Source organism: Fodinibius sp. (assembly GCF_041642155.1).
In the GTDB taxonomy this organism is placed as follows: Bacteria; Bacteroidota; Rhodothermia; order Balneolales; family Balneolaceae; genus Fodinibius.
Genome location: NZ_JBEPWZ010000015.1, coordinates 1 through 21,021 on the forward strand (window position 1 = coordinate 1; position 21,021 = coordinate 21,021).

General features: G+C 47.3%; 14 protein-coding genes and 1 pseudogene. 10 read left to right on the forward strand and 5 right to left on the reverse strand.

The features are described 5' to 3' along the window. On the reverse strand, positions 1-1,022 hold a 1,022-nt coding region (locus ACESLU_RS02180), incomplete at its 3' end, for a glucose-6-phosphate isomerase (protein ID WP_372634486.1). Between the two features lie 150 nt (positions 1,023-1,172). Here ACESLU_RS02180 and ACESLU_RS02185 point away from each other — a divergent pair. The 3 genes from ACESLU_RS02185 to ACESLU_RS02195 are packed head-to-tail and all read left to right on the forward strand — an operon-like array spanning position 1,173 to position 5,329. Then, complete coding sequence (locus tag ACESLU_RS02185) at positions 1,173-2,192, forward strand: polyprenyl synthetase family protein (protein ID WP_372634489.1); 1,020 nt, start codon at positions 1,173-1,175, stop codon at positions 2,190-2,192. Positions 2,193-2,208: 16 nt separating this feature from the next. Then, entirely contained in the window at positions 2,209-3,003 is a 795-nt protein-coding gene (locus tag ACESLU_RS02190) for a UDP-2,3-diacylglucosamine diphosphatase (RefSeq protein ID WP_372634491.1), read from the forward strand. Continuing rightward, positions 2,996-5,329, forward strand: coding sequence for a penicillin-binding protein 1A (locus tag ACESLU_RS02195; RefSeq protein WP_372634493.1), 2,334 nt, complete (start codon positions 2,996-2,998; stop codon positions 5,327-5,329). The genes ACESLU_RS02190 and ACESLU_RS02195 overlap by 8 nt, the downstream gene beginning before the upstream one ends. Before the next feature lie 256 nt (positions 5,330-5,585). On the opposite strand, the gene atpC is transcribed toward ACESLU_RS02195, so the two are convergent. Continuing rightward, positions 5,586-6,005, reverse strand: coding sequence for an ATP synthase F1 subunit epsilon (gene atpC / locus ACESLU_RS02200; protein WP_372634495.1), 420 nt, complete (start codon positions 6,003-6,005; stop codon positions 5,586-5,588). Positions 6,006-6,014: 9 nt separating this feature from the next. Beyond that, complete coding sequence (gene atpD / locus ACESLU_RS02205; protein WP_372634498.1) at positions 6,015-7,511, reverse strand: F0F1 ATP synthase subunit beta; 1,497 nt, start codon at positions 7,509-7,511, stop codon at positions 6,015-6,017. A 499-nt stretch (positions 7,512-8,010) separates the two neighbouring features. On the opposite strand from atpD, the gene ACESLU_RS02210 reads away from it, so the two are divergent. From ACESLU_RS02210 to rsmB, 3 genes are all read left to right on the forward strand, one after another. Further along, entirely contained in the window at positions 8,011-8,856 is an 846-nt protein-coding gene (locus ACESLU_RS02210; RefSeq protein ID WP_372634501.1) for a methyltransferase domain-containing protein, read from the forward strand. 207 nt (positions 8,857-9,063) lie between these two features. Further along, positions 9,064-10,386 (forward strand): APC family permease, encoded by a 1,323-nt coding sequence (locus ACESLU_RS02215; RefSeq protein WP_372634504.1) that lies wholly within the window; start codon positions 9,064-9,066, stop codon positions 10,384-10,386. 220 nt (positions 10,387-10,606) lie between these two features. Further along, the gene (gene rsmB / locus ACESLU_RS02220) at positions 10,607-11,926 is read left to right on the forward strand and encodes a 16S rRNA (cytosine(967)-C(5))-methyltransferase RsmB (RefSeq protein ID WP_372634507.1); all 1,320 of its coding nucleotides are present in this window, start codon (positions 10,607-10,609) and stop codon (positions 11,924-11,926) included. Positions 11,927-12,391: 465 nt separating this feature from the next. Here the strand turns inward: rsmB and ACESLU_RS02225 are convergent, their stop codons facing one another. Continuing rightward, positions 12,392-14,887, reverse strand: a complete 2,496-nt coding sequence (locus ACESLU_RS02225; protein WP_372634510.1) for a cation:proton antiporter — start codon at positions 14,885-14,887, stop codon at positions 12,392-12,394. Between the two features lie 485 nt (positions 14,888-15,372). Then, positions 15,373-15,825, reverse strand: coding sequence for an Rrf2 family transcriptional regulator (locus tag ACESLU_RS02230; RefSeq protein ID WP_372634513.1), 453 nt, complete (start codon positions 15,823-15,825; stop codon positions 15,373-15,375). Positions 15,826-16,066: 241 nt separating this feature from the next. On the opposite strand from ACESLU_RS02230, the gene ACESLU_RS02235 reads away from it, so the two are divergent. The 4 genes and pseudogenes from ACESLU_RS02235 to ACESLU_RS02250 all read left to right on the forward strand — a co-directional run bounded on the left by ACESLU_RS02235 (position 16,067) and on the right by ACESLU_RS02250 (position 21,003). After that, complete coding sequence (locus tag ACESLU_RS02235; protein WP_372634516.1) at positions 16,067-17,452, forward strand: hypothetical protein; 1,386 nt, start codon at positions 16,067-16,069, stop codon at positions 17,450-17,452. Positions 17,453-17,727: 275 nt separating this feature from the next. Next, positions 17,728-18,186, forward strand: a complete 459-nt coding sequence (locus ACESLU_RS02240; protein WP_372634519.1) for a cytochrome C oxidase subunit II — start codon at positions 17,728-17,730, stop codon at positions 18,184-18,186. Positions 18,187-18,202: 16 nt separating this feature from the next. Next, positions 18,203-19,930, forward strand: a pseudogene (locus tag ACESLU_RS02245) (cbb3-type cytochrome c oxidase subunit I). Positions 19,931-20,067: 137 nt separating this feature from the next. Then, a complete protein-coding gene (locus ACESLU_RS02250; RefSeq protein WP_372634521.1) occupies positions 20,068-21,003 on the forward strand; it encodes an SCO family protein in 936 nt (311 codons plus the stop codon). Positions 21,004-21,021: the final 18 nt, after the last annotated feature.

The following is a 21,021-nucleotide window of genomic DNA, read 5'->3' on the forward strand; positions in this document are numbered from 1 at the left end:
TCATGATTTTGCCGCTGTTCCGGGACCTCCGGGCTATCGTTTATCGATCTCACGCACAAAAAAGTTTCCGTCATCGTGCGCGTCCCCTCCTGGATAAACTGTCCCAAACTGTGTAAATCGGTAGAATAAGTCGCTTTTGCCGGGAATATTCCCTTATGATCTTTTCCCTCGCTTTCCCCCAGCAGCTGTTGCAGCCATCCGCAGAAAGCCTCCAGCTGAGGCTCAAACGTGGTAAAAAGATCAATCGTTTTGCCCCGCTCGTAGTGTGCATGTCTGGTAGCGGCATAGGCAAGCACCGGCCCCGGATCATCTTCCAGGGCTTCATATTTTGATACTGCTTCATAAAATAAACTGCGTATGTCGACGCCCGCCACCGCAATAGGCAGGAGTCCCACCGGCGTCAACACGGAAAAACGTCCCCCAACATCATCCGGGATAACAAATTTTTGATAATTATGTTCTTCAACGAGCTTGTTTAGGGCGCCCCCCTCGGCGCTTGTCGTGCAAATAATACGATCATTGGTATCTTCAAACCGGTTTTTCATCCAGTTACGCAGCATTCGGAAAGAGAGCGCCGTCTCCAGGGTGGTTCCCGATTTAGAAATGACGTTCAGATATACGCTTTTGGGCTCCCCCTCACTGTTGGGTTCCTCGAGATAGCCGATCAGTTCCCTGAGATATTTGCCGCTCATATGGTGACCGGCATATAAAATCTCGGGACCACTGTTCCCAAAGAAAGAAGATAACGCCTCTATCACCGCACGAGATCCCAGATAGGACCCCCCGATACCGCACACAACAAAGACATCAGCATCGGTGCGGATGGTGTCGGACAGACTGTCCATTTGTTCCAAAATGGCATCGTTTGGTCCGGAAAGCAGCGTTCGCCAGCCGAGCCATTCGGCTCCTTCTCCTTTCTGCTCCTGTACCTGTTTAAGGCCTTCTTCCGCCTTTTTATAACTTTTATCGAATTCCCTGTCTGATAAAAAGGATTGTGCACGACTAATATCGACTTCAATCATAGTACATTAAAAAATTTAGTAATTGCCCATTGAACTTCTATATTTCCGTATCAAAATGCTATCGGAAATGACGAAAGTATAAAACCTGAATAATTATTAAATTTCAACTTTTATTTACAGCCCTAATATCAAGCCATATACTATTGGCACATGATTGATACGCAATTAAAAGAAGTTACCTCCTTTAATGGAAAGGAGAAAAAAACACTCCGGCAAATTACACATCCGGTATCGGATGATCTTTCTGAATTTCGTACGTTCTATAAAAAGGCATTGCGAACGGATGTCTTTGTGCTTGATCAGATTGTCCAGTACCTGCTTCGTCAGAAGGGTAAGGAAATCCGTCCCACGCTCGTATTCATGTCTGCCCGGCTGTTCGGTGATGTCACGCAACGCAGCTATGTAGCAGCAACGATGATTGAGCTGCTCCACACGGCAACCCTGATTCACGACGACGTCGTTGACGACGCTGAAGTGCGGCGCGGCTTCCTGAGCATCAATAAAGTGTGGAAAAATAAAGCCAGCGTGCTGCTGGGCGACTTCCTCCTTTCAAAAGGCTTGCTTATTGCGCTCGACTATGACGAGTTCAAGCTACTTAAAGTGCTTTCCAGGGCGGTCAAAAGCATGAGTGAAGGAGAGCTTCGCCAATTCAAGGCGGCACGCCTTTTCAATATGGATGAGGACTACTATTTCAAGGTTATCTCCGAGAAAACGGCCAGCCTTATTGCCGCATGCTGTGAGTGCGGTGCCATATCCACCAGCGACGATCCGACCCATCACCAGAAGATGCACGATATCGGGATATATACCGGCATCGCCTTTCAAATTCGCGATGATCTTTTTGACTACGGCGTCGGGGATATCGGTAAGCCCACGCGCAATGATATCCGCGAGCGCAAGGTTACGCTCCCCTTCATAAAGGCGCTTGACAACGCGTCGGTTACGGAAACCATTCGCATCCGGTACCTCATGCGCAAGCGGAATAAGAGCCAGTCTGATATTGATAACATCGTTTCTTTCGTGCACGAAAAAGGAGGCATGGAATATGCCCGCTCCATCATGGATAATTATGCCACCAAAGCACTTTCAAAACTGTCTACCCTGCCGAAATCTGACGATCGACAAGCGTTTGAAGATCTTATTGAATTTATTATCAGGCGAAAAAAGTAGCGCTGCGACGGTTTGGATGGATGAACTTACATTATCAGCACCTATTTTATTTATCTCGGACGCCCATTTAGGCGGTTTCGCGGAAACTAAAAATGACCGGATAGAATCTGAGCTGATTCAGCTCGTCAATTATTGTGAGCGCAACGAAATCCGGCTGGCGGTGTTGGGCGATCTTTTTGACTACTGGATGGAATTCCCGGACTATATCCCCTCCCTTGGACGCCGGCTCCTTGATCGTTTTGAGGAATATAATCAGGCGTTGGGACCTACGCTCTATATTACCGGCAATCACGACAACTGGACCCGGGGACATCTCTCCGATCGGGGCTTCCATGTGGTATCCGAATATGTTAAGATCACCGTGAATGAACAACAACTCCTGCTGCTGCACGGCGATGGCTTGGCCGATTCATCATTTGGGTTGCCGCGCCCTTTTTTACATCGCCTGCTCCGGCACCCGGGCTTTGTCAAGTTATACCAGCGGGTGTTACCGCCCCGGATCGGGCTGCAGCTCATGAAATATTTTTCGAAATTCAACCGGTGGATAAACCGTCCTGAAGATAATCGGCAGGTGCTCAGCGACTGGGCCGAACGACAGTTGCAACACACGGAAATTGATCTGATTATATCCGGACATGATCATATTCCGCGCATGAAACATTTTGCCTTCGGAAGCTATATAAATTTGGGTACCTTCTACAACCACCGCACGATGGCGCTCTACAATAATCATTCGGCTGACCTCGTTTCTTGGGAAACGGGAACACAATCCTTACAACCCTTTGATTCAACAATAACGATAGATGAGTAACTCAGATTTTGACAATGAAATGGATCGTTACTTTAACGATCCGGAATATCGCCGAAATAAAGCAAATGGAGGTGACAAGAATAACGATAACGATTCGACCTTCAACTGGAATATATTGTCAAACTGGAATCCTACCGGCAATGATCTCTTCAGATGGGCCGGTATTGCGGGCGGTTTATTAATCATCCTTTTCACCGGGTTTCTGATTTATCTTTTTTCCGGACTTCCCTCTATACAGGATCTTGAAAATCCTCAGACCGCCGTCGCTTCCGAAGTAAAAAGCCGGGATGGCGTGGTCCTGGACCGCTATTATTATACCGAGAACCGCTCCTATGTATCCTACGAAAACATTTCTCCCCATGTCATCAACGCCCTGGTCGCCACGGAAGACCACCGCTTTTATGATCACTGGGGCATCGATGTGATCCGGACTCTGGCGGTGCCCTGGCACCTGATCAATGGCCGCGTGCAGGGCGGGTCCACCATCACCCAGCAGCTGGCGCGAAATCTTTATAAAAAGATCGGCCGGGAGTTTTCGGTGATCCGAAAGCTGCGGGAAATGATCACCGCAATAGAGATTGAGGATAATTATACCAAGCGGGAGATCATTGAAATGTATCTGAATACCGTTGAATTCCCGAACAGCGCCTTCGGAATTCAGACCGCGGCCCGTACGCATTTCGGCAAGAATGCACAGGATTTAACCGTCACCGAAGCGGCAACACTTATCGGCTCGCTTAAAGGGGTGTACCTGTATAATCCACGCATCAATCCTGAAAATGCCACGGCACGGCGGAATACAGTTATCATGCAGCTTAACAAGCGGGGTTTTCTGGGCGACACCATCGCCACCCGGATGTTTAACAAGCCGATTACCCTTGATTATCATCCCCCCTCAAAGACAAGACGGGAGAGCAAGTACTTCGGACAGTATGTCCGCCAGCAGGTAGACGCCTGGGCTGAGGATAACGGTTATAACCTGGATACCGACGGACTCACGATCTATACGACCATCGATTCGCGCCTGCAAAGATATGCCCAGCAGGCCGTTGAAACCAAACTCGACTCACTCCAGGCGGTCTTTGAGGATGAGTGGACATCTGCCAATGGAGAATTTATGGATATTCTGTGGAACCGGTACCCCAATTTCCTGGGCAGCCTGATTGAAGAAACCGACCGTTACAAGAACGGCTTTTCAAAATACGACACCGACCAGCGTTCTGTCGTCCTGGAAAAGCTGAAGGCGGACGAGGCTTTTGTGGATTCCGTCATGCGGGCCCGGATGCGACTGGAAGCCGGATTTGTAGGTATTGACCCGAGCAGTGGACATATTCTGACCTGGATCGGGGGCTCCAACTACGGAGATGTGCAGTTTGACCACGTCTATCAGTCCAAACGACAGACCGGCTCCACCTTTAAACCGTTTGTGTACACCGTAGCCATCGACAACGGCTATATGCCGTATCACAAATTTCCGAACGAACCCCCTGTTTTCAACCAAAAAACCGGGGGAACCTGGAGCATCACCAACTACGGCGGAGATACCGGCGGTATGGTACCGCTGCGGGAAGGAATAGCACGCAGCCTGAATAATGTGACCGTATCACTGCTCCCAGAAATCGCGGGGGCGCCCGGTACGGATCAGCTTGAAGACCTCATTCCCGCGGCCCGGAAAATCAAGCAGATGGCTCAAAATATGGGGATCGACATGGGAGGGGTTGAACCCTACCCCTCCATTGCTCTTGGCACGGCCGAAGTATCCCTGCTTGATCTGGTCAGCGCGTATACGACCTTTGCCAATCAGGGTGTTCACATAGAACCCCTTGCAGTCACCCGCATTGAAGATAAAGCGGGTAATGTGGTGAAAGAATACCAGGCAGAATCGCAACAAGAGGTGATCAGCCCGGAAACCGCCTATATTATGCTTGATATGATGCGGGGCGTTATCAACGGGGGCGAGGATTATTATGGCACGGGCGTTCGGCTGCGGAGTACCTATAATGTCAAGCAGGATATCGCCGGAAAAACGGGAACGACCCAAAATGCGGCGGACACCTGGTTTGTAGGGATGACGCCCCATATTGTCATGGGAGCCTGGGTGGGCGGAGCCGATCGGCGTATTCGCTTTCCTGTGACAAGCCAGACGGGACAGGGTGCCCGTACCGCCCTGCCGATGGTGGGTCAGTTTATTAAACTGGCTTCCTCGGATCCCGAAGCGCCCTGGAGCTATGAACCTTTCGAACCGCCGGCGGGATTTGTACCACCACAGGAAGGAACAGGGCAAAATAATGGGAACAATACGGGCACGGGACGTATTGACTGGTAAGTAGTATACCCTCTAACATAAAAAAGGCAACCTCTGCTGAAAGAGATTGCCCCCAAGGGCGCTTTGCAAATCCGCTCTAATGTCCAATAGCGGCATTTTCGCGAATTCAAAATTCTCCTATGCTTCGGGTTTTGAATTCACTCAGGCTTTGATGTTAATCAGAATTCCTGTTTTTAAGAGATGCTATAGCCAGCTTGTGGGGCAGCTTCTGACACAGATTCGTACTATAACTAACTTTATACTTGAATCCCGGCTCTTACTGCGTAGAAACGGTTACGTCAGAAAAAAGCTTAATGCGGTTCCGGGCCCGCTCAAGCGCCTTTTGAGCACGATTTTTATCGATATGGTCATCGTCTGACTCCAGGCGTTCAAGTGCCCGTTTTTTGGCTTCTTTCGCCCGTTCGATATCGATCTCCTTTATCGGTTCTGCCGCTTCCGCCAGAAGGTTCAGCGTATTATCGACGACTTCAACAAATCCGCCGGTAATGGCAAATCGTTGCTCGTCTCCGGTGGCTTTACGGACCACCACTTCACCAACCTCAAGCGTGGACATGATGTTGGCGTGGTGCGTCTTTACTTCAAAGCTGCCCATCGTGCCGGGCAGCTTTACCCCTGTCACGTCATCGTCAAAGAGTGACCCTTCAGGCGTAAGTATCTGTGCTCTAAAACTTGTCATATCCTATCCTTATTCTGCAGCTTCTTTCTCTTCAGCCAATAGCTTTTTGCCTTTTTCTTCCGCCTCTTCAATGGTACCCACCATATAAAACGCATTTTCAGGCAAGTGGTCGAGTTCACCTTCCAGAATTTTCTGGAATCCCTTCACGGTGTCGTCGATATTGATATACTTACCCGGCTGACCTGTAAACTGCTCTGCTACAAAGAACGGCTGGCTGAGAAAGCGCTGAATACGACGCGCCCGGGCCACCGTGGTCTTATCCTCGTCGGAAAGCTCATCCATACCCAGGATTGCAATAATATCCTGCAGGTCTTTGTACTTTTGGAGAATCTCGATAACACTCTGTGCCGTCTCATAGTGCTCTTCACCGACAATATGCGGATCCAATATTCGCGAGGAGGAGTCAAGCGGATCCACGGCAGGATAGATACCGATCTGGGTGAGCGCACGGCTCAATGTCGTGGTAGAATCAAGGTGGGCAAATGTTGTGGCCGGTGCGGGATCGGTCAAGTCATCGGCCGGAACATAAACTGCCTGAACAGATGTAATGGATCCTTTTTTGGTAGAGGTAATACGTTCCTGCAGGTCGCCCATCTCAGTAGCCAGCGTGGGTTGGTAACCCACAGCCGATGGCATACGTCCGAGCAGCGCCGAAACCTCCGATCCTGCCTGGGTAAAACGGAAAATATTATCGATAAAGAACAATATATCCCTACTTACTTCATCCCGGAAATACTCGGCAATCGTCAGTCCCGAAAGCGCCACACGCGCACGGGCTCCCGGGGGTTCATTCATCTGCCCGAATACAAAGGTAGCCTTGGATTCTTTAAGAGCTTTTTTATCCACTTCTTCGAGCTCCCAGTTACCCTTTTCATAAGCTTCCATGAAATCTTCGCCGTAATTAATAATATTGGCTTCCAGCATCTCCCGAAGCAGGTCATTCCCTTCGCGGGTACGCTCGCCGACCCCGGCAAAGACCGACAATCCACCGTGTCCCTTGGCGATATTATTAATCAACTCCTGAATAAGCACCGTCTTGCCGACTCCGGCTCCACCGAACAGGCCCGTTTTTCCCCCTTTGGCATACGGGCAAAGAAGATCAATTACTTTTATACCTGTTTCCAGCATCTCTGTAGAAGTTGCCAGCTCATCAAAATCGGGTGCAGGCCGGTGGATAGGATACTGACGATCGCCTTTGGGTGCGTCAATACCGTCAATAGGCTCTCCGACAACGTTAAAAACGCGTCCCCGGATATCTTCGCCAACCGGCATAGAAATCGGAGCGCCGGTATCAACCACTTCGGTCTTGCGTACCAAACCATCGGTTGAATCCATCGCAATCGTGCGGACACGATTTTCACCTAAATGCTGGGCTACTTCCAGATAGAGTTTGGAATTATCTTCTCGTTCGATATAGAGGGCATTTAATACGGGCGGAATTTCTCCCTGGTCAAAGTCGACATCCACAACCGGACCAATAACCTGTGCAATGGTTCCTTTATTCATTATTTATCTTTATAAATGGATTGTAATGAGTTAACTATGGTATTGATAATTTCATTTTTCAAGTCATTATCTTCCATCACTATGGAAGCGGCAAAATTAGGCTTTTTCCTTTGAAAATGAAAGTGTTTAACCAATTTATTTTACATATAAGAAGAAATATTAATAAAAGAGCTTTCTGTTTTGCCAGAAGAAAAGTATAATAGTTGCTGACGGAGAAAACACGGCAGGTAGCAGTTGCTTGGCTAATATGTTGATTGTATTAATTAAGATGAACCGAACCCGCAAGGACTTAACTTTTTATAACATTTAAAAAGGAACATAGTACCACCAATAAGAGTTATTGTATATTTGAATGTTAAAAAATATCATATATTGGCTATCGGCGCTATTTTATTCAGTATGGCTATATTGACTATCCTTAACGAGGATCAAGCGTTGTGCGCGTATTAAAAAAAACGTACCCTAACTACATATTTCAATCAATCTACCGGTGACCATCATGCCAACTTCTATACGTCAATCGTACTCTGCTATTTACAAGGCTGCAGTAATTGGATTTTTTCTTAGTTTTTCACTGCCCCTAAGTGCCCAGGATCTTGACGTCCCCTATGTTCCCACCCCCAATGAAGTGGTGGAAAAGATGCTCGACATCGCACAGGTTCAGTCCGACGACTATGTCATAGACCTGGGCTCAGGTGATGGGCGTATTGTCATTGCCGCAGCCAAGCGAGGGGCTTCAGGCCACGGTATTGACCTGGATCCCGAGCGCATTGCCGAAGCACGCAAGAATGCCCGGAAAGAGAAGGTAGATGACAAGGTACTGTTTAAGGAACAGGACATCTTTGAAACTGATATTAGCGAAGCCTCCGTTATCACCATGTACCTGTTGCCCTCGGTCAACAAAAAATTACGTCCGGAGTTGCTTGATGAGCTCCAGCCCGGGACCCGTATTGTATCTCACAGTTTTGATATGGGCGACTGGGAACCTGACCAGGAAGTGACATTATCATCAGAGAATACCAACCGAACGCACACTATTTACTATTGGGTTATTCCGGCCAAAGTTGACGGCAGCTGGAACTGGGCCGTTAACGGGAAAGATTTCAGCATGCAAATTGATCAGCAATATCAAAATATAACGGTATCACTGTCGGACGGGAACGGGACCTCCTATGATATCCAGGAAAAGGAGCTGGAAGGAGACCGTATATCTTTCCGGGCGGTGGATGGAGACCAGCATTATATTTATAGCGGCCGCGTAAATGGCGATACAGTCGAAGGAACCGTACAGCACCACACTTCCAGCGACAAGACGGTCTCGTCGTGGACAGCCACCCATCAATAATAAAACTCAAATTGATATAACTGCTGAAGACTTTGCAACACCCGCATACTTTGAATTTATTTCAGGGTCTGCTAAACGAAAAGGATTATTAGCAGGATCGAACGAGTACACCATCGCTGCTACAATTTGGCAGAGTTCATCATGAGATCGTAGTCTTGCAAAGCACTGCAGAAATAAATATTCCTCAACTGAGGCTCTGAAACAGTTATGGAACATACCGACCGCGGCCGGCCGCGCCAAACCTTCAATAATCTAAGTGCGGCCGCAGTTATCATCGGCATAGTAGTCGGTATCGGCATCTTTCGGCTGCCCTCGATGGTGGCACAGAATGCCTCTTCCGAGCTGCACTACCTGGGGTTCTGGCTGGCGGGGGGACTCATATCCGTTATCGGGGCGCTCTGCTATGCCGAGCTGGCCTCAAACAAGCCGGATGCCGGCGGGGAATACCATTTCCTGAGAGAGGCCTACGGTCCGGCCGTAGGCTTCCTGTTCTCGTGGGGACGTATGTCTGTTATTCAAACGGGCGCCATTGCCCTTACGGCGTTTATCCTGGGCGACTATGCCACTACTATTTATCCCCTGGGGCCTAACAGCTCTTCAGTGTATGCCGCGCTTACTATTATTACGCTGACGGGATTGAATATTTGGGGAACACAACCCTCCAAAAATACCCAGAGCGTTTTAACATCCCTCATCGTTATCGTACTCATTGTAGCGGGGACGGTGGGGCTGATCCATGAACCTTCCACGGACGTTGCACTGTCTTCGGGCGATGTAACCAGTTCGGCCGGCGCAGCCATGATTTTCGTGCTGTTAACCTATGGCGGATGGAACGAAGGCGTCTACCTCTCGGCAGAGCTCAAGGACGTGCGAAAAAACATGACTCGTGTCTTACTGCTTGCTATCGCAATCATCACCTTTCTGTATTTGCTGATCAATGCGGCATATATTCAGGTGTTGGGATTGGAGACCCTCAGAAATTCAGACATTATCGGCGTTGAATTAAGCAATCGCATTATCGGCTCCGGAGGCGCCCTTGCCATGGCCCTTATCGTCATTGTTTCGGCCTTGTCAACGGCCAATGCCACCATCATTACCGGTGCGCGGACAAACTACGCGCTGGGGCGCGATTTTTCTCTCCTTCGATTTCTGGGCCGGTGGAATAAAACGGCCAATGCCCCGATCAATGCCTTGTTATTGCAGGGGGGCATAGCCCTCGGCCTGGTCGTACTGGGAAGCTTCACCCAGGAGGCCGTAACTACCATGGTCGATTATACGGCTCCGGTATTCTGGTTTTTTATTCTGCTCACGACCGGCTCTCTCTTCATCTTCAGGAACCATTCAGAAAAAAAAGACGGTCGGCCGTTCAGCGTTCCCCTCTATCCACTGACCCCCGTCGTTTTTATGCTTATCTGCCTTTACCTGCTCTATTCAAGTATCATGTTTACCGGCACAGGAGCCCTGGTTGGCATTGGTATTTTATTACTCGGATTACCCCTCTATTATCTCGCACAACGCAATCAAATGTGAAGAGTTGTTATAATATTCGCATTGCGCCCGAATTTTGTAATTCTTCATTAGCAACTCCCCTCCTAAAACTGTATTTTTTGCAACCTAAGTTGCCCTGTTATGTAAACAAAAATAGCTGCATTATAAATAATAGACCTTTTTTATTTGTCAGCGGTAAGCAGCACAGAGGTCACGGCCTGCTATTTTCACCCAAAAGTTTAATCTAAAATTGGATATTGCATTGGATACTGAAGCATCTGCCCGTTCTGTCAGCGTAGAAATATTAATACATTTTGATGAACATAATATCCTGGATTATTCGGTTGCCAACAAGCTTGACGCCCGTGGCCGCGCTGAAGTACGCGAATATGTACAAAATATTTTAAGACGCCGCTCATATCTCGACTTCCTGATCGATGAATTTTCGAATGTCCAGATCGGGGAAATGAAACCCGTATTAAAAAACATTCTACGGCTGGGTATCTACGACATGATTTTCATGGACAGTACCCCCGATTATGCAGCCATCAACGAATCGGTTGAGATTGCCAAACTCAAACTGGGCTCCCGCACCGGAGACCTGACCAATGCCATTATGCGCAACCTGCAGCGGGATATTGAAAATCTTCCCAAGCCCTCGTTTGAGGATCGCACAAAACTGGTTGCCACAACATTCTCGCACCCGGAATGGTTGGTCGAACGGTGGACCCGGCGATTTGGCGAGCGCGAAGCCTTTCAGTTGATGCAGGCCAATAACCAGCGTCCCACTTATTACGTCCGGGCCAATAACCTGCGCACTAAAACCAAAAATTTCAAACTCCGGATGACCAAGAAAGACATTCCTTTCACGGAAAGCGAGTGGCTGCCCGGCTATTTCCAGGTGGATAGCGTCGCTCCCTTTATTACCAAAGGCTGGCTTGACAAGGGCTTTTGTCAGATCCAGGATATCGCAGCGGGATTTGCCCCTTTTCTGCTGGATCCCGAGCCCGGAGAGGAAATTTATGATCTCTGTGCAGCGCCCGGCACTAAAAGTATCCTCATGTCGGACCTGATGAACGCCGAAGGAAGTATCCTGGCAGTGGATATCTCATCCGAACGCCTTGACAGGCTGGCTGAAAGCGCCCTCTCCTATCACGCTGAAAATATTCGCGTGCGGCGGGCCGATGTAACAGAACTTACCCTTGACGAAGCCGATGGCGTGCTGCTGGATGCCCCCTGCACCGGTACGGGCGTGCTAAGCAAGCGCGCAGATCTTCGCTGGCGTCGCGATGAAGAAAGTCTCCGGAATGCCGTTGAGCTGCAGAAAGAGCTTTTGGATTCCGCTGCCAGGATGGTAAAGAAAGGCGGACGCCTTGTATACAGTACCTGCTCGCTCGAAGAGGAAGAAAACATGGAGCAGGTGATGAATTTCCTCGACCGGCATGAGCATTTTGAGCTCCAGACTGTAGAAGGCTACGTGCCCGATGAGGTGATGGTGGACGGCGGTTTCGGGTATCAGACCTTTCCCCACAAACATAATTGTGACGGACACTTTGGGGTGTTGCTGAAACGGGTGGAATAAGATTACTCCTGCCGAAGGAAGGTTTTTAGTTTCTCGATTTCCTTATGGAATTGTATATACGGTTGAGGATGATTTATCACAATATTTGTGATGATGAATCTAAGGCAAAAGCCTGGTTATTGGGAATCTCGCAAATAAATAACTGTGGGTATACCTCCTTTCATAAAAGAAAATGTCAAGTAGACAGTCCTCACCCAGTCTTCTTCTTTTCGCTCATCCATAAATCCTAAGATATTTAACCTGTAACTGGCAACCGGCTTCGTTGATCAAGTTCGGATTACTTCCCAATTTTCTCCATCAAAAACTTGAAAATAAAAACGCCCCTTACGGATGATAAAGGGCTTTTTTTAGAATTTTTGGAAAAAGACGGGTGTTCTCTGGGGAAACTTGCCTACCGTCCAAAGCCATCACTGCTGTGCTATTACCGAACCTATAGCGTCGTACCTTGCCTACCCTAAAGGCCGGTTAGGATTGAGTATCATGTGTCTGGCTAACAATTATTTTGTAGATCTCTTCAGGGGTTTCGGCTTCCTTTAAATGCTGAAGGCTCTTACCGGGCCTTATTAACCGGGCGGCGGCATTTACCCCCTTCAGATGATTTTTAACCGACATCTCTTTGGGGCTCAACAGCATTAAAACGACATGGGCCTTGTTTGCGGCTTTTGGAACTATTAATCCTTCCCGAATCGCGCCCATAAACAGCAATTGCTCGTCAACAATTGAGGTATGAGTATCATAAAGCATAACTCCGCTCATCATTTCGGGAGAATAGTCGCTTGAGTTATTAAGGAGCCTGTGGATTAGCTGCTTTATATCCTGTCGCGGAATGGACTCATCCTTATGCAGCATCCGTATCAATTTGTCTTCAAGGCTTTCGCCGGTCTCTGAAATGATGATCCTCTCCTGATCTAACAGTTTCAGACCCAATTCCGGCTCGTGAACTCCGGTCATCATCTCAACCTCGGAGGGATAAACAGTAATAAAGGAGAGATCAGGATAGCGCTGAGCAACGACCCGCGGCAAGCGATCCAGCGCCGGACGCCAGGAGAGCGATCCTGCACGCGAACTTAACAACACAAAGAGATCATGCTCCCGGACCTGCTCATCGAGCCATCCCGGCAATCCAACCCATTTTTCGATGGATTGGTAATCGGACTCAAGATTGGGTTTTACCTCTTCTATTCTTTTTTGAACTATCTCTTTCCGTTCATCAGTCATCACAAAGATCAGCACTCCTCCAATCTGATCAGCCATCAATTTGAGGGAACGAATAGCTCCTGCAAAGCCTGTTTCAAGCGAGGCGAATGGAGGAACGGCAACCAGAATCCGGTTTAACGTATTTACCGGGTCATGAACTTTTGCGACCATCACCATCTCGTCAGTTTCCTGGAGAAGCTGGTCTAAAATACTCCCGAAAATCTGTTTTCTTGCTGATACTGCCCCATTCCAACCAATGACCACCACCGATCCAAGCTTTTCACTGACTGTGCGTGCAATACCCCGGGCGATGTTAAAATCTACTGAGGTCACCGGATTTACAGGAACCTCGGCCGAGGCGGCATGAACCACAGCGTGGCTCAGCATCTTTTCACCGCGCGCCACTTGTGCATCTACATCTTTCCCGTCGCGGGCTACGGTAAGTGGAAATACGGGCTGATCGGAATTTTCATCCCGAATCATAAATGCGATATCCATCAGTGCATCCGAGGTTTCTGGATTTGCAAGAGGAACAAGAATTCGCTGGGGAGTATCCGAAGGGTTATAGGGTTTTTCTTCCTCCTGGAGAGCCACATCGCGCCCATGTTTTTCAACCAGCCACGGGCCGATTAAACAGGTGATTAAAATCAAAATAATAACAGCGTTTACAGCTGTTTGATTGAAGAAACCCAAGTCGTACCCGAGCAAAGTAACGGCGAGTGTTGCCGCTGACTGCGGAGTGGTAAGCCCGAAAATCACCAGTCCCTCGGCATTTGAAAACCCTTTGATGAAACGGATGAGGGCCGCTGCAATGGCCTTGCCTGCAAATACAAGAATGGAAAAAAAGATGGCGATCAGCCAAACCTCCAGGTTTGCAAGCACCTGAACATTCACCAGCATCCCCACAGAGATCAGGAAAAAGGGTATAAACATCGCGTTTCCTACAAATTGGATTCTGTTCATCAGCGTACCGTTCATCGGCACGAGGCGATTGATCAGCAGTCCTGCAATAAATGCTCCTATGATGGATGCCAGTCCCGCCAGCTCCGCAAGAAAAGCCGTGACAAAAAGGACCGCCATCATGAATACAAAATCCACGTAGTTGTCGTGCTTCATATGTTGAAAAAACCATCGACTCAACCGCGGCAAGATGAAAATAGCCGCCGCCAGGAACAGGGCGATCGAAGTTGCAAATCCCGTCCAGTACCCCGCACCCTGACTGTCTCCCACGGTCCCCGCAATAACAGCCAATATGCCCAGGGAAAGTGTATCCGTTACAAGCGTCCCTCCCATAGACATGGTAACGGCCGTATTTTTAGTGATTCCCAGGCGCTCCACAATGGGATAAGCGAGCAATGTATGGGATCCCACGATGGCTCCGAGCAAGAGAGAAGTTTCTATGGAATAACCCAGCAGGTAAACCCCTCCTACGTATGCCCCCAGTGCCGGAAAAAAGTATGAAAGGGATCCAAATCCGATGCTTTGATTGCGCAACTTTTCAAACCGATTCAGGTCAATAGATAACCCCGCCATAAACATAAGATAGAGAAGTCCGACAGTCCCCAAAAGCTCAATCGTACTATCTCGCTCCAAAAGACCGAGCACACTAGGACCTACGATTGTCCCGGACAGAATAATACCGACGATGCCGGGCACTTTTATTTTTCTAAAAAGGATGGGTGCCAGCAGAATGATCAGCATCACCAGTGCAAAAATCGTTACCGGATTGGAAAATGGCAATGAAATGTTGAGTAAATCAGTCATATTGCAAAGTAGTTAGCGCTGCTTTTTGGGCTCTCATATGTCCCATGCATTAGAAATTCATCTCAATTGTAAAAGAAATTCCGTATTTATAAGCAGGTTGTTAGTATAAACGAGATGCAAATAACCTACAATGACCCTTTTTGTTATCAGTTATTTCGGGATTTATAAAATCAATTGAGCTTAAAATAAAGTTGAGGCGTTGAGTGGCAGGGTCAACCAAATGGCAAAGGACATGATCTTTTCTTAGAAGAAAAGATCTTTGAGAATCTCATAGAGATAATTAAGGTCCTTTAGTGCAGTTAAGCACTCTATAATCCGCCCACTAAGCGAATAGGTCTTCCGTCTCCCTTGCTCCCTTCCCATTTATTAACCTTTCCTTCTGCAATTATCGATCACCAACCGGTGAAAATAACAATTCTAACAGCTGAATTTCTCCCGGTCAAAAGCATTCGCTTAGTGATGGGACAGGCTGTAACGATACGCACTCACCGAAGAGACTGGTTTTGGTTCCACTTCTCAAGGTCATCCACCATACCGCTTTCTCGTCGGATATCGTCAAAGTTGGTATTACATGCCCAATCGTTAAAGGCGTCCTTTAATCGCTTCCAAATAGGATGCAGCGGACATGGGTTCTCATTTTTACACTCATCCCACCCAAACACACAAGGCTGTTCATCCATGTCAAAACCCGCAGCCGTAAGCACATCCATAATAGTCAGTTTCTCAGGGTCTATACTCATAATAAACCCACCCCCGTGTCCCTTCCGGGAGTTTACGTATCCGGCCTCAACCATTTTGCGCATAATCTTGGACAGGTAATGAGAAGGCACGCCGGTTAGTTCAGCCAGCCGGGATGAAGAAATCGGCTCATCCTGCTGAAAGGTTACAAGGCCGGTCATTGCTCTTAATGCATATTGTGATGTCTGATTTAGAAACATTCAGGGAGCGTAAAAAAAGATTAAAGTTAGCCTTTCAAAATAAAAAAGATTTGTCGCCGGTATTAGGTAAAGTTTTTTCTGCTGTTGATACCACCTTCCTTTGCTTCCCGAATTATCGGAATAGGATATTCTTCAGCTGTTACACGGGTAATATAAAAAAATATTTCAATAGACTTGTATATCTATTAATAGAGCTATATAATAGATATAGACATCTATTGATTGGCTAATTCTATTAAATATGCTTCTGATTCTAAAAAAAGCTGTTTTATTACCGGTTGAGATCTGGTCTGTGGCACAGTCGCTTACCGCCAGAGACTTCTCCAAGCGTTGGCTTAAGCTCGCACTCTTCACATTACTACTATCGGGACTATTTTCTGCAGTCATTGTTTTAGCGCGAACACCCGGTCTTTCAGCCGTTATAACCGACCCGCTGTTTGCTAAAAAGTCACTGGTTCTTCATGTAGACCTGGCGTTGGTGGTGTGGTTTTACTCGTTTTTGGCCGTGCTTTTCATGTCGCTTACTAATACGGTCTCCAGAATACGAAATGCCATTGCGATGAAGATTGCATTCTTTGGTGTACTTAGTATGATTTCCAGCATATTTTTTGAAACTGCGGAACCTATTCTTGCGAACTACATTCCGGTATTGGATCATCCTCTCTTTATCAGCGGACTCCTGCTATTCGGAGTCGGATTAATTGTAACATTTTCATCCGGTAGTTTCGAGACCGGATCGTTATCTACGCGCCCCAAGTTATCTTTTTATGTTGATAGTGCCCGGGAATCGATATCCTTCGCCGGTCTGCTGGTGTTGATAGCCATAATCACGCTTGTTGCCTCGTGGTTAATTACTCCGCAGATGTCTGAACGGATCACTTTTTATGAGGTGGTTATGTGGGGTGGCGGACATATCTTGCAGTTTGCTAATGTGCTTGGGATGTTGACCGTCTGGCTGATTCTTCTGTATAAATTGACCGGCAGTGATGTCATCAGTAAAAAACTAAACCGGGGATTACTCTTGGTCCTAGTAACACCCGCTGCCACTTCTCCACTCCTTTTGCTCAATGGGACTACAAGTCAGCTTTATTATAGTGGATTTACCCAATTGATGCGATGGTTCATCTTTCCGGTTGTGTTGATTTATATGGGAATTGCCGTTCATACCGTCTGGAAAGCTCGTAGCAAGGATAACATCGATAGGCCGCTGTTTCAGAATCTGTATTTCAATGGGTTGTTTGTAAGTGTACTGCTTGCCCTTACCGGATTTGGTGTGGGGGCCATGATTCGCACATCGTCTACACTTATTCCGGCTCATTACCATGCGGCGCTTGGTGCTGTAACGGTGGCTTATATGGTTATGGTCATCATTCTGATGAAAGAGTACGGCTACAGCCTGGATGGATTAAAAAGCAAAAGGCTTGTGAGCTGGCAGCCGCTCCTGTTCGGGCTGGGACAAACCATATTTGTAATCGGTTTTGCTTACGCCGGGTTGCAGGGTATGGGTAGAAAACTATTCGGGGCCGATCAAAGCATCCATACTGTAGAAGCAGTGGTCGGTCTCGGGTTGATGAGCATCGGAGGTCTGCTTGCCATAACCGGGGATTTCTCTTTATCTATATCGTAGTTAAATCATATACCAATGGACAAAACAAATAAACCGATGGAAGAAGAAAAAATACATCCAATTCAAAAATTCATGGATAACATATGGCTGCTCCTGGCCCTGGGGTTGGCTATACCTATCCTCTCTTATACTCTTTGGGGCCTGATAGAACTCCTAACTGTTGAACAGGGAATCTTACCTTAATCATAAATTAAATTTAAAAAACAATGAGCATATTTCATCCGAAAGGAAACTGGTTTCGACCTCCAACTGGTTCAGAACGGCTATGGGTCGGTATGGCGTTGGCGTGGTGCCTGGTTATGTCGGTAACGATGCCGTGGTGGCATTTTCAGGGCAAACAAAACGCTCCCCAAAATACATATGAAGTCGATCCGGGAGTTTTTAACGACCGAGTCAATGAATTTGTAGAAACAAACCAAGTCGGGGAAATGAACAATATACCGATCGTTCAGCCCGAGCCCGGCGGAGATGCCTATTTAATGGGGCGTATATGGCAGTGGTATCCGATCTTAAAACTTAAAAAAGATCAAACCTACCGCATCCATCTTTCATCTATCGATCTTCAGCATGGCTTTTCTCTCATTCCCATGAACATGAATATACACGTGTTGCCCGGATATGATTATGTGATGACTATCACCCCTACTTCTACCGGTGAGTTCAGTATTATCTGTAATGAGTTTTGCGGGATAGGCCATCACAGAATGACCGGTAAAATAATCGTCGAAGCCTAAAAATAAGTATCAAACTATGAGTACTGAAACAATTAAAGCTACTGCTCACCGGGTTTGCGAAACCACAGGGTTGTCCATATTTCTGAGAGCACAATTTTTTGTGAAGATTAATGCCGTTTTGGCCGTCATTTTCCTATTAGTTGGTGGAATAGCAGCAATATCATTAGCACTAACGCGATGGTCGAACGTAATGCTTTTGAGTGACGTATGGTACTACCGGATGCTCACCCTTCACGGAGTAAACATGCTGATCTTCTGGATTATCTTTTTCGAAATAGCCATACTTTATTTTGCCAGCACTACCCTGCTGAACACCAAGATGTTTTCGAAAAACCTGGCGCATGTTTTTCTTGCATTGATGGTCGGCGGGGCTCTCTTGACCAACTATATCATTCTCGATGGACGAGCTGATGTATTGATCACTTCCTATCCCCCCCTGGAAGCCCATCCGATTTTTTATCTGGGAATTATCCTTTTTGCCGTAGGAGCGCTGAATGTTTGTTTTAACTTTTTCGCTACACTGTATATAGCAAAAAAGAATAAAACGTATGAAGGATCGATGCCGCTGGTTACTTTCGGCGCAACAACGGCGGCCATTATCGCTGTGGTTGCCCTGCTTCACGGGGCGGCTGCACTGGTGCCGACGTTTTTCTGGTCGATGGGATGGATGGAAATGATGGATACCGGTACATACCGACTTCTGTGGTGGGGGTTGGGTCATCATTCTCAGCAAATTAACGTAGCCGCTATGGTATCGGTCTGGTACTTTGTAGCTACAATGAGTACCGGGGCAAAACCGCTCAATGAAACCGTGTGCCGGGGTGCGTTTATTCTTTACATCCTGTTTATCAACCTTGCCGCCGCCCATCACCTTTTGGTTGATCCGGGACTGAGCTCTGAGTGAAAAATGTGGAACACCTCGTACGCGATGTACCTGGCCGTGCTTGCTTCCATGATTCACGGCTACACCGTTCCCGCTTCTATGGAGGTTGCGATGCGCAGGAAGGGCTTTAATAAGGGAATTTTCGGATGGTTCGCCAAACTGCACTGGAAAGATCCTGGCTTCTCCGCCATTGCCCTCTCCGTAATTATCTTTGACTTTATCGGCGGTATCACAGGGGTTACACTGGGGACTGAACAGATAAATATCATGGCGCATAATACCCTGCGCATACCGGGACACTTCCATGCTACGGTAGTCGGAGGGACAACTCTTGCCTTTATGGGGCTTTGCTATTACCTGGTGCCGCTTATATTCCAGAAAGATTTCTATATGAAGAAACTGGCCCGGATTCAACCCTGGCTGTTTGGCGGAGGTATTGTGATGATGTCGCTCGGAATGTCGTTTGCCGGCACTTACGGTGTACCCCGAAGAACGTATGATGTGGATTTTGGAGGAGCCGTACTTGAGACTGGATTTGATCCGGTCGCTCATATTTTCCTGGGGGTCCTCGGAATCGGGGGAACAATTGCATTTATTGGTCTGCTTTTGTTTATCGGACTGATCGTTGCCGCCGTATTCTTCGGTCCGTCGCTTAAAGATCAAAAAATGCCGACCTGGCAAAACGAACGGGATCAAAAAATGACTGATGAATTGATAAGCAAAGGATATGAAGAGGAAGGAAAGGATTACCATGTGAAAACGCCGGGAACCATTGCCCTGGTGCTCATTTTCCTGCTCAGTTTTGCAATCTATTACTTTGCCAGTTGGGCTGCACTTACGGACTTATGGTTTATCAGGTAGAAAACTGGAATTAACCTAACATTGCAATATTGCAATATCCTGCCGAACGCCTGTATTCTGTTTTGTAGACGCAGGCAGGTTTTTTAAGTCTGGAGTCCTGTTAATGGATATAATTATAAATTTATGAATTCAAAAAAATGCTGAAGCGCATAGAAAACTATTTTATCTCGTGGCGCTTCCCTTCATTTATGCTGGCTGCGTTGTTTTTTTCGTGGGTGCTTATCATGATTATGGTATTTGTGCCCGTCACAGACACAACCTGGGGAGCATTTGCGGAGGATTTCAAAGTGTGGTGCTTTGGCTATGATCCGGCAACGGGAAGCATCCAATGGATTTATCCGATTGTGTTTACGATTAATCCTCTGATCCTGTCGGTTGTTATTTTATTTGTATGGGGCGAGCCGCTTAAAAAGGTATATTCCTCACCGGCTATTGCAAAAAAGCATGCATCCCTGGCCCTGGTACTGGTTGCATCTGTAGCTGGTTCCTTTCTGTTGATGTATGATGCTCCGGATAAAGAAGATCAGGCCTTTCGTCCTGACGCACTTCGCGTTGCCCTTACAACTCCGGAGTTTAAACTGACAAATCATAAAGAAGAGGAAGTAAGCCTCTCTGATTTCGATAATAAAGTGGTAATTCTTACCTCAATATATGCTTCCTGTGCTAATACCTGTCCGATGATTTTGGACCAGGCAAAACAAACGCTGGATAGCCTGACTACGCAGGAGCGGGACGAGGTGGTTCTAATAGCCATCACAATGCAGCCGGAAAAAGATACTCCGCACCTTCTGAATCAAGTAGTCGATTATCGTAAGCTGAATCAATACAATACACAGCTGCTGACCGGAGAAATTGATTATGTAAACGAGGTACTGGATAAGCTTAAGGTATCCCGCTATGAAATGGGAGATTCCGGTGATATGAACCATGCCAATCTCTTTCTGGTGATTGACCGAAAAGGAAAGATAGCCTACCGCTTTTCCCTGGGTAGTGTTCAACAGGAATGGATGACGGAGGCCCTCAGAATCCTGGTCAAGGAAAAAGAGCCGGAGCAATTTACGGAAGTAAAGTAACACTGAAATATATTCAAG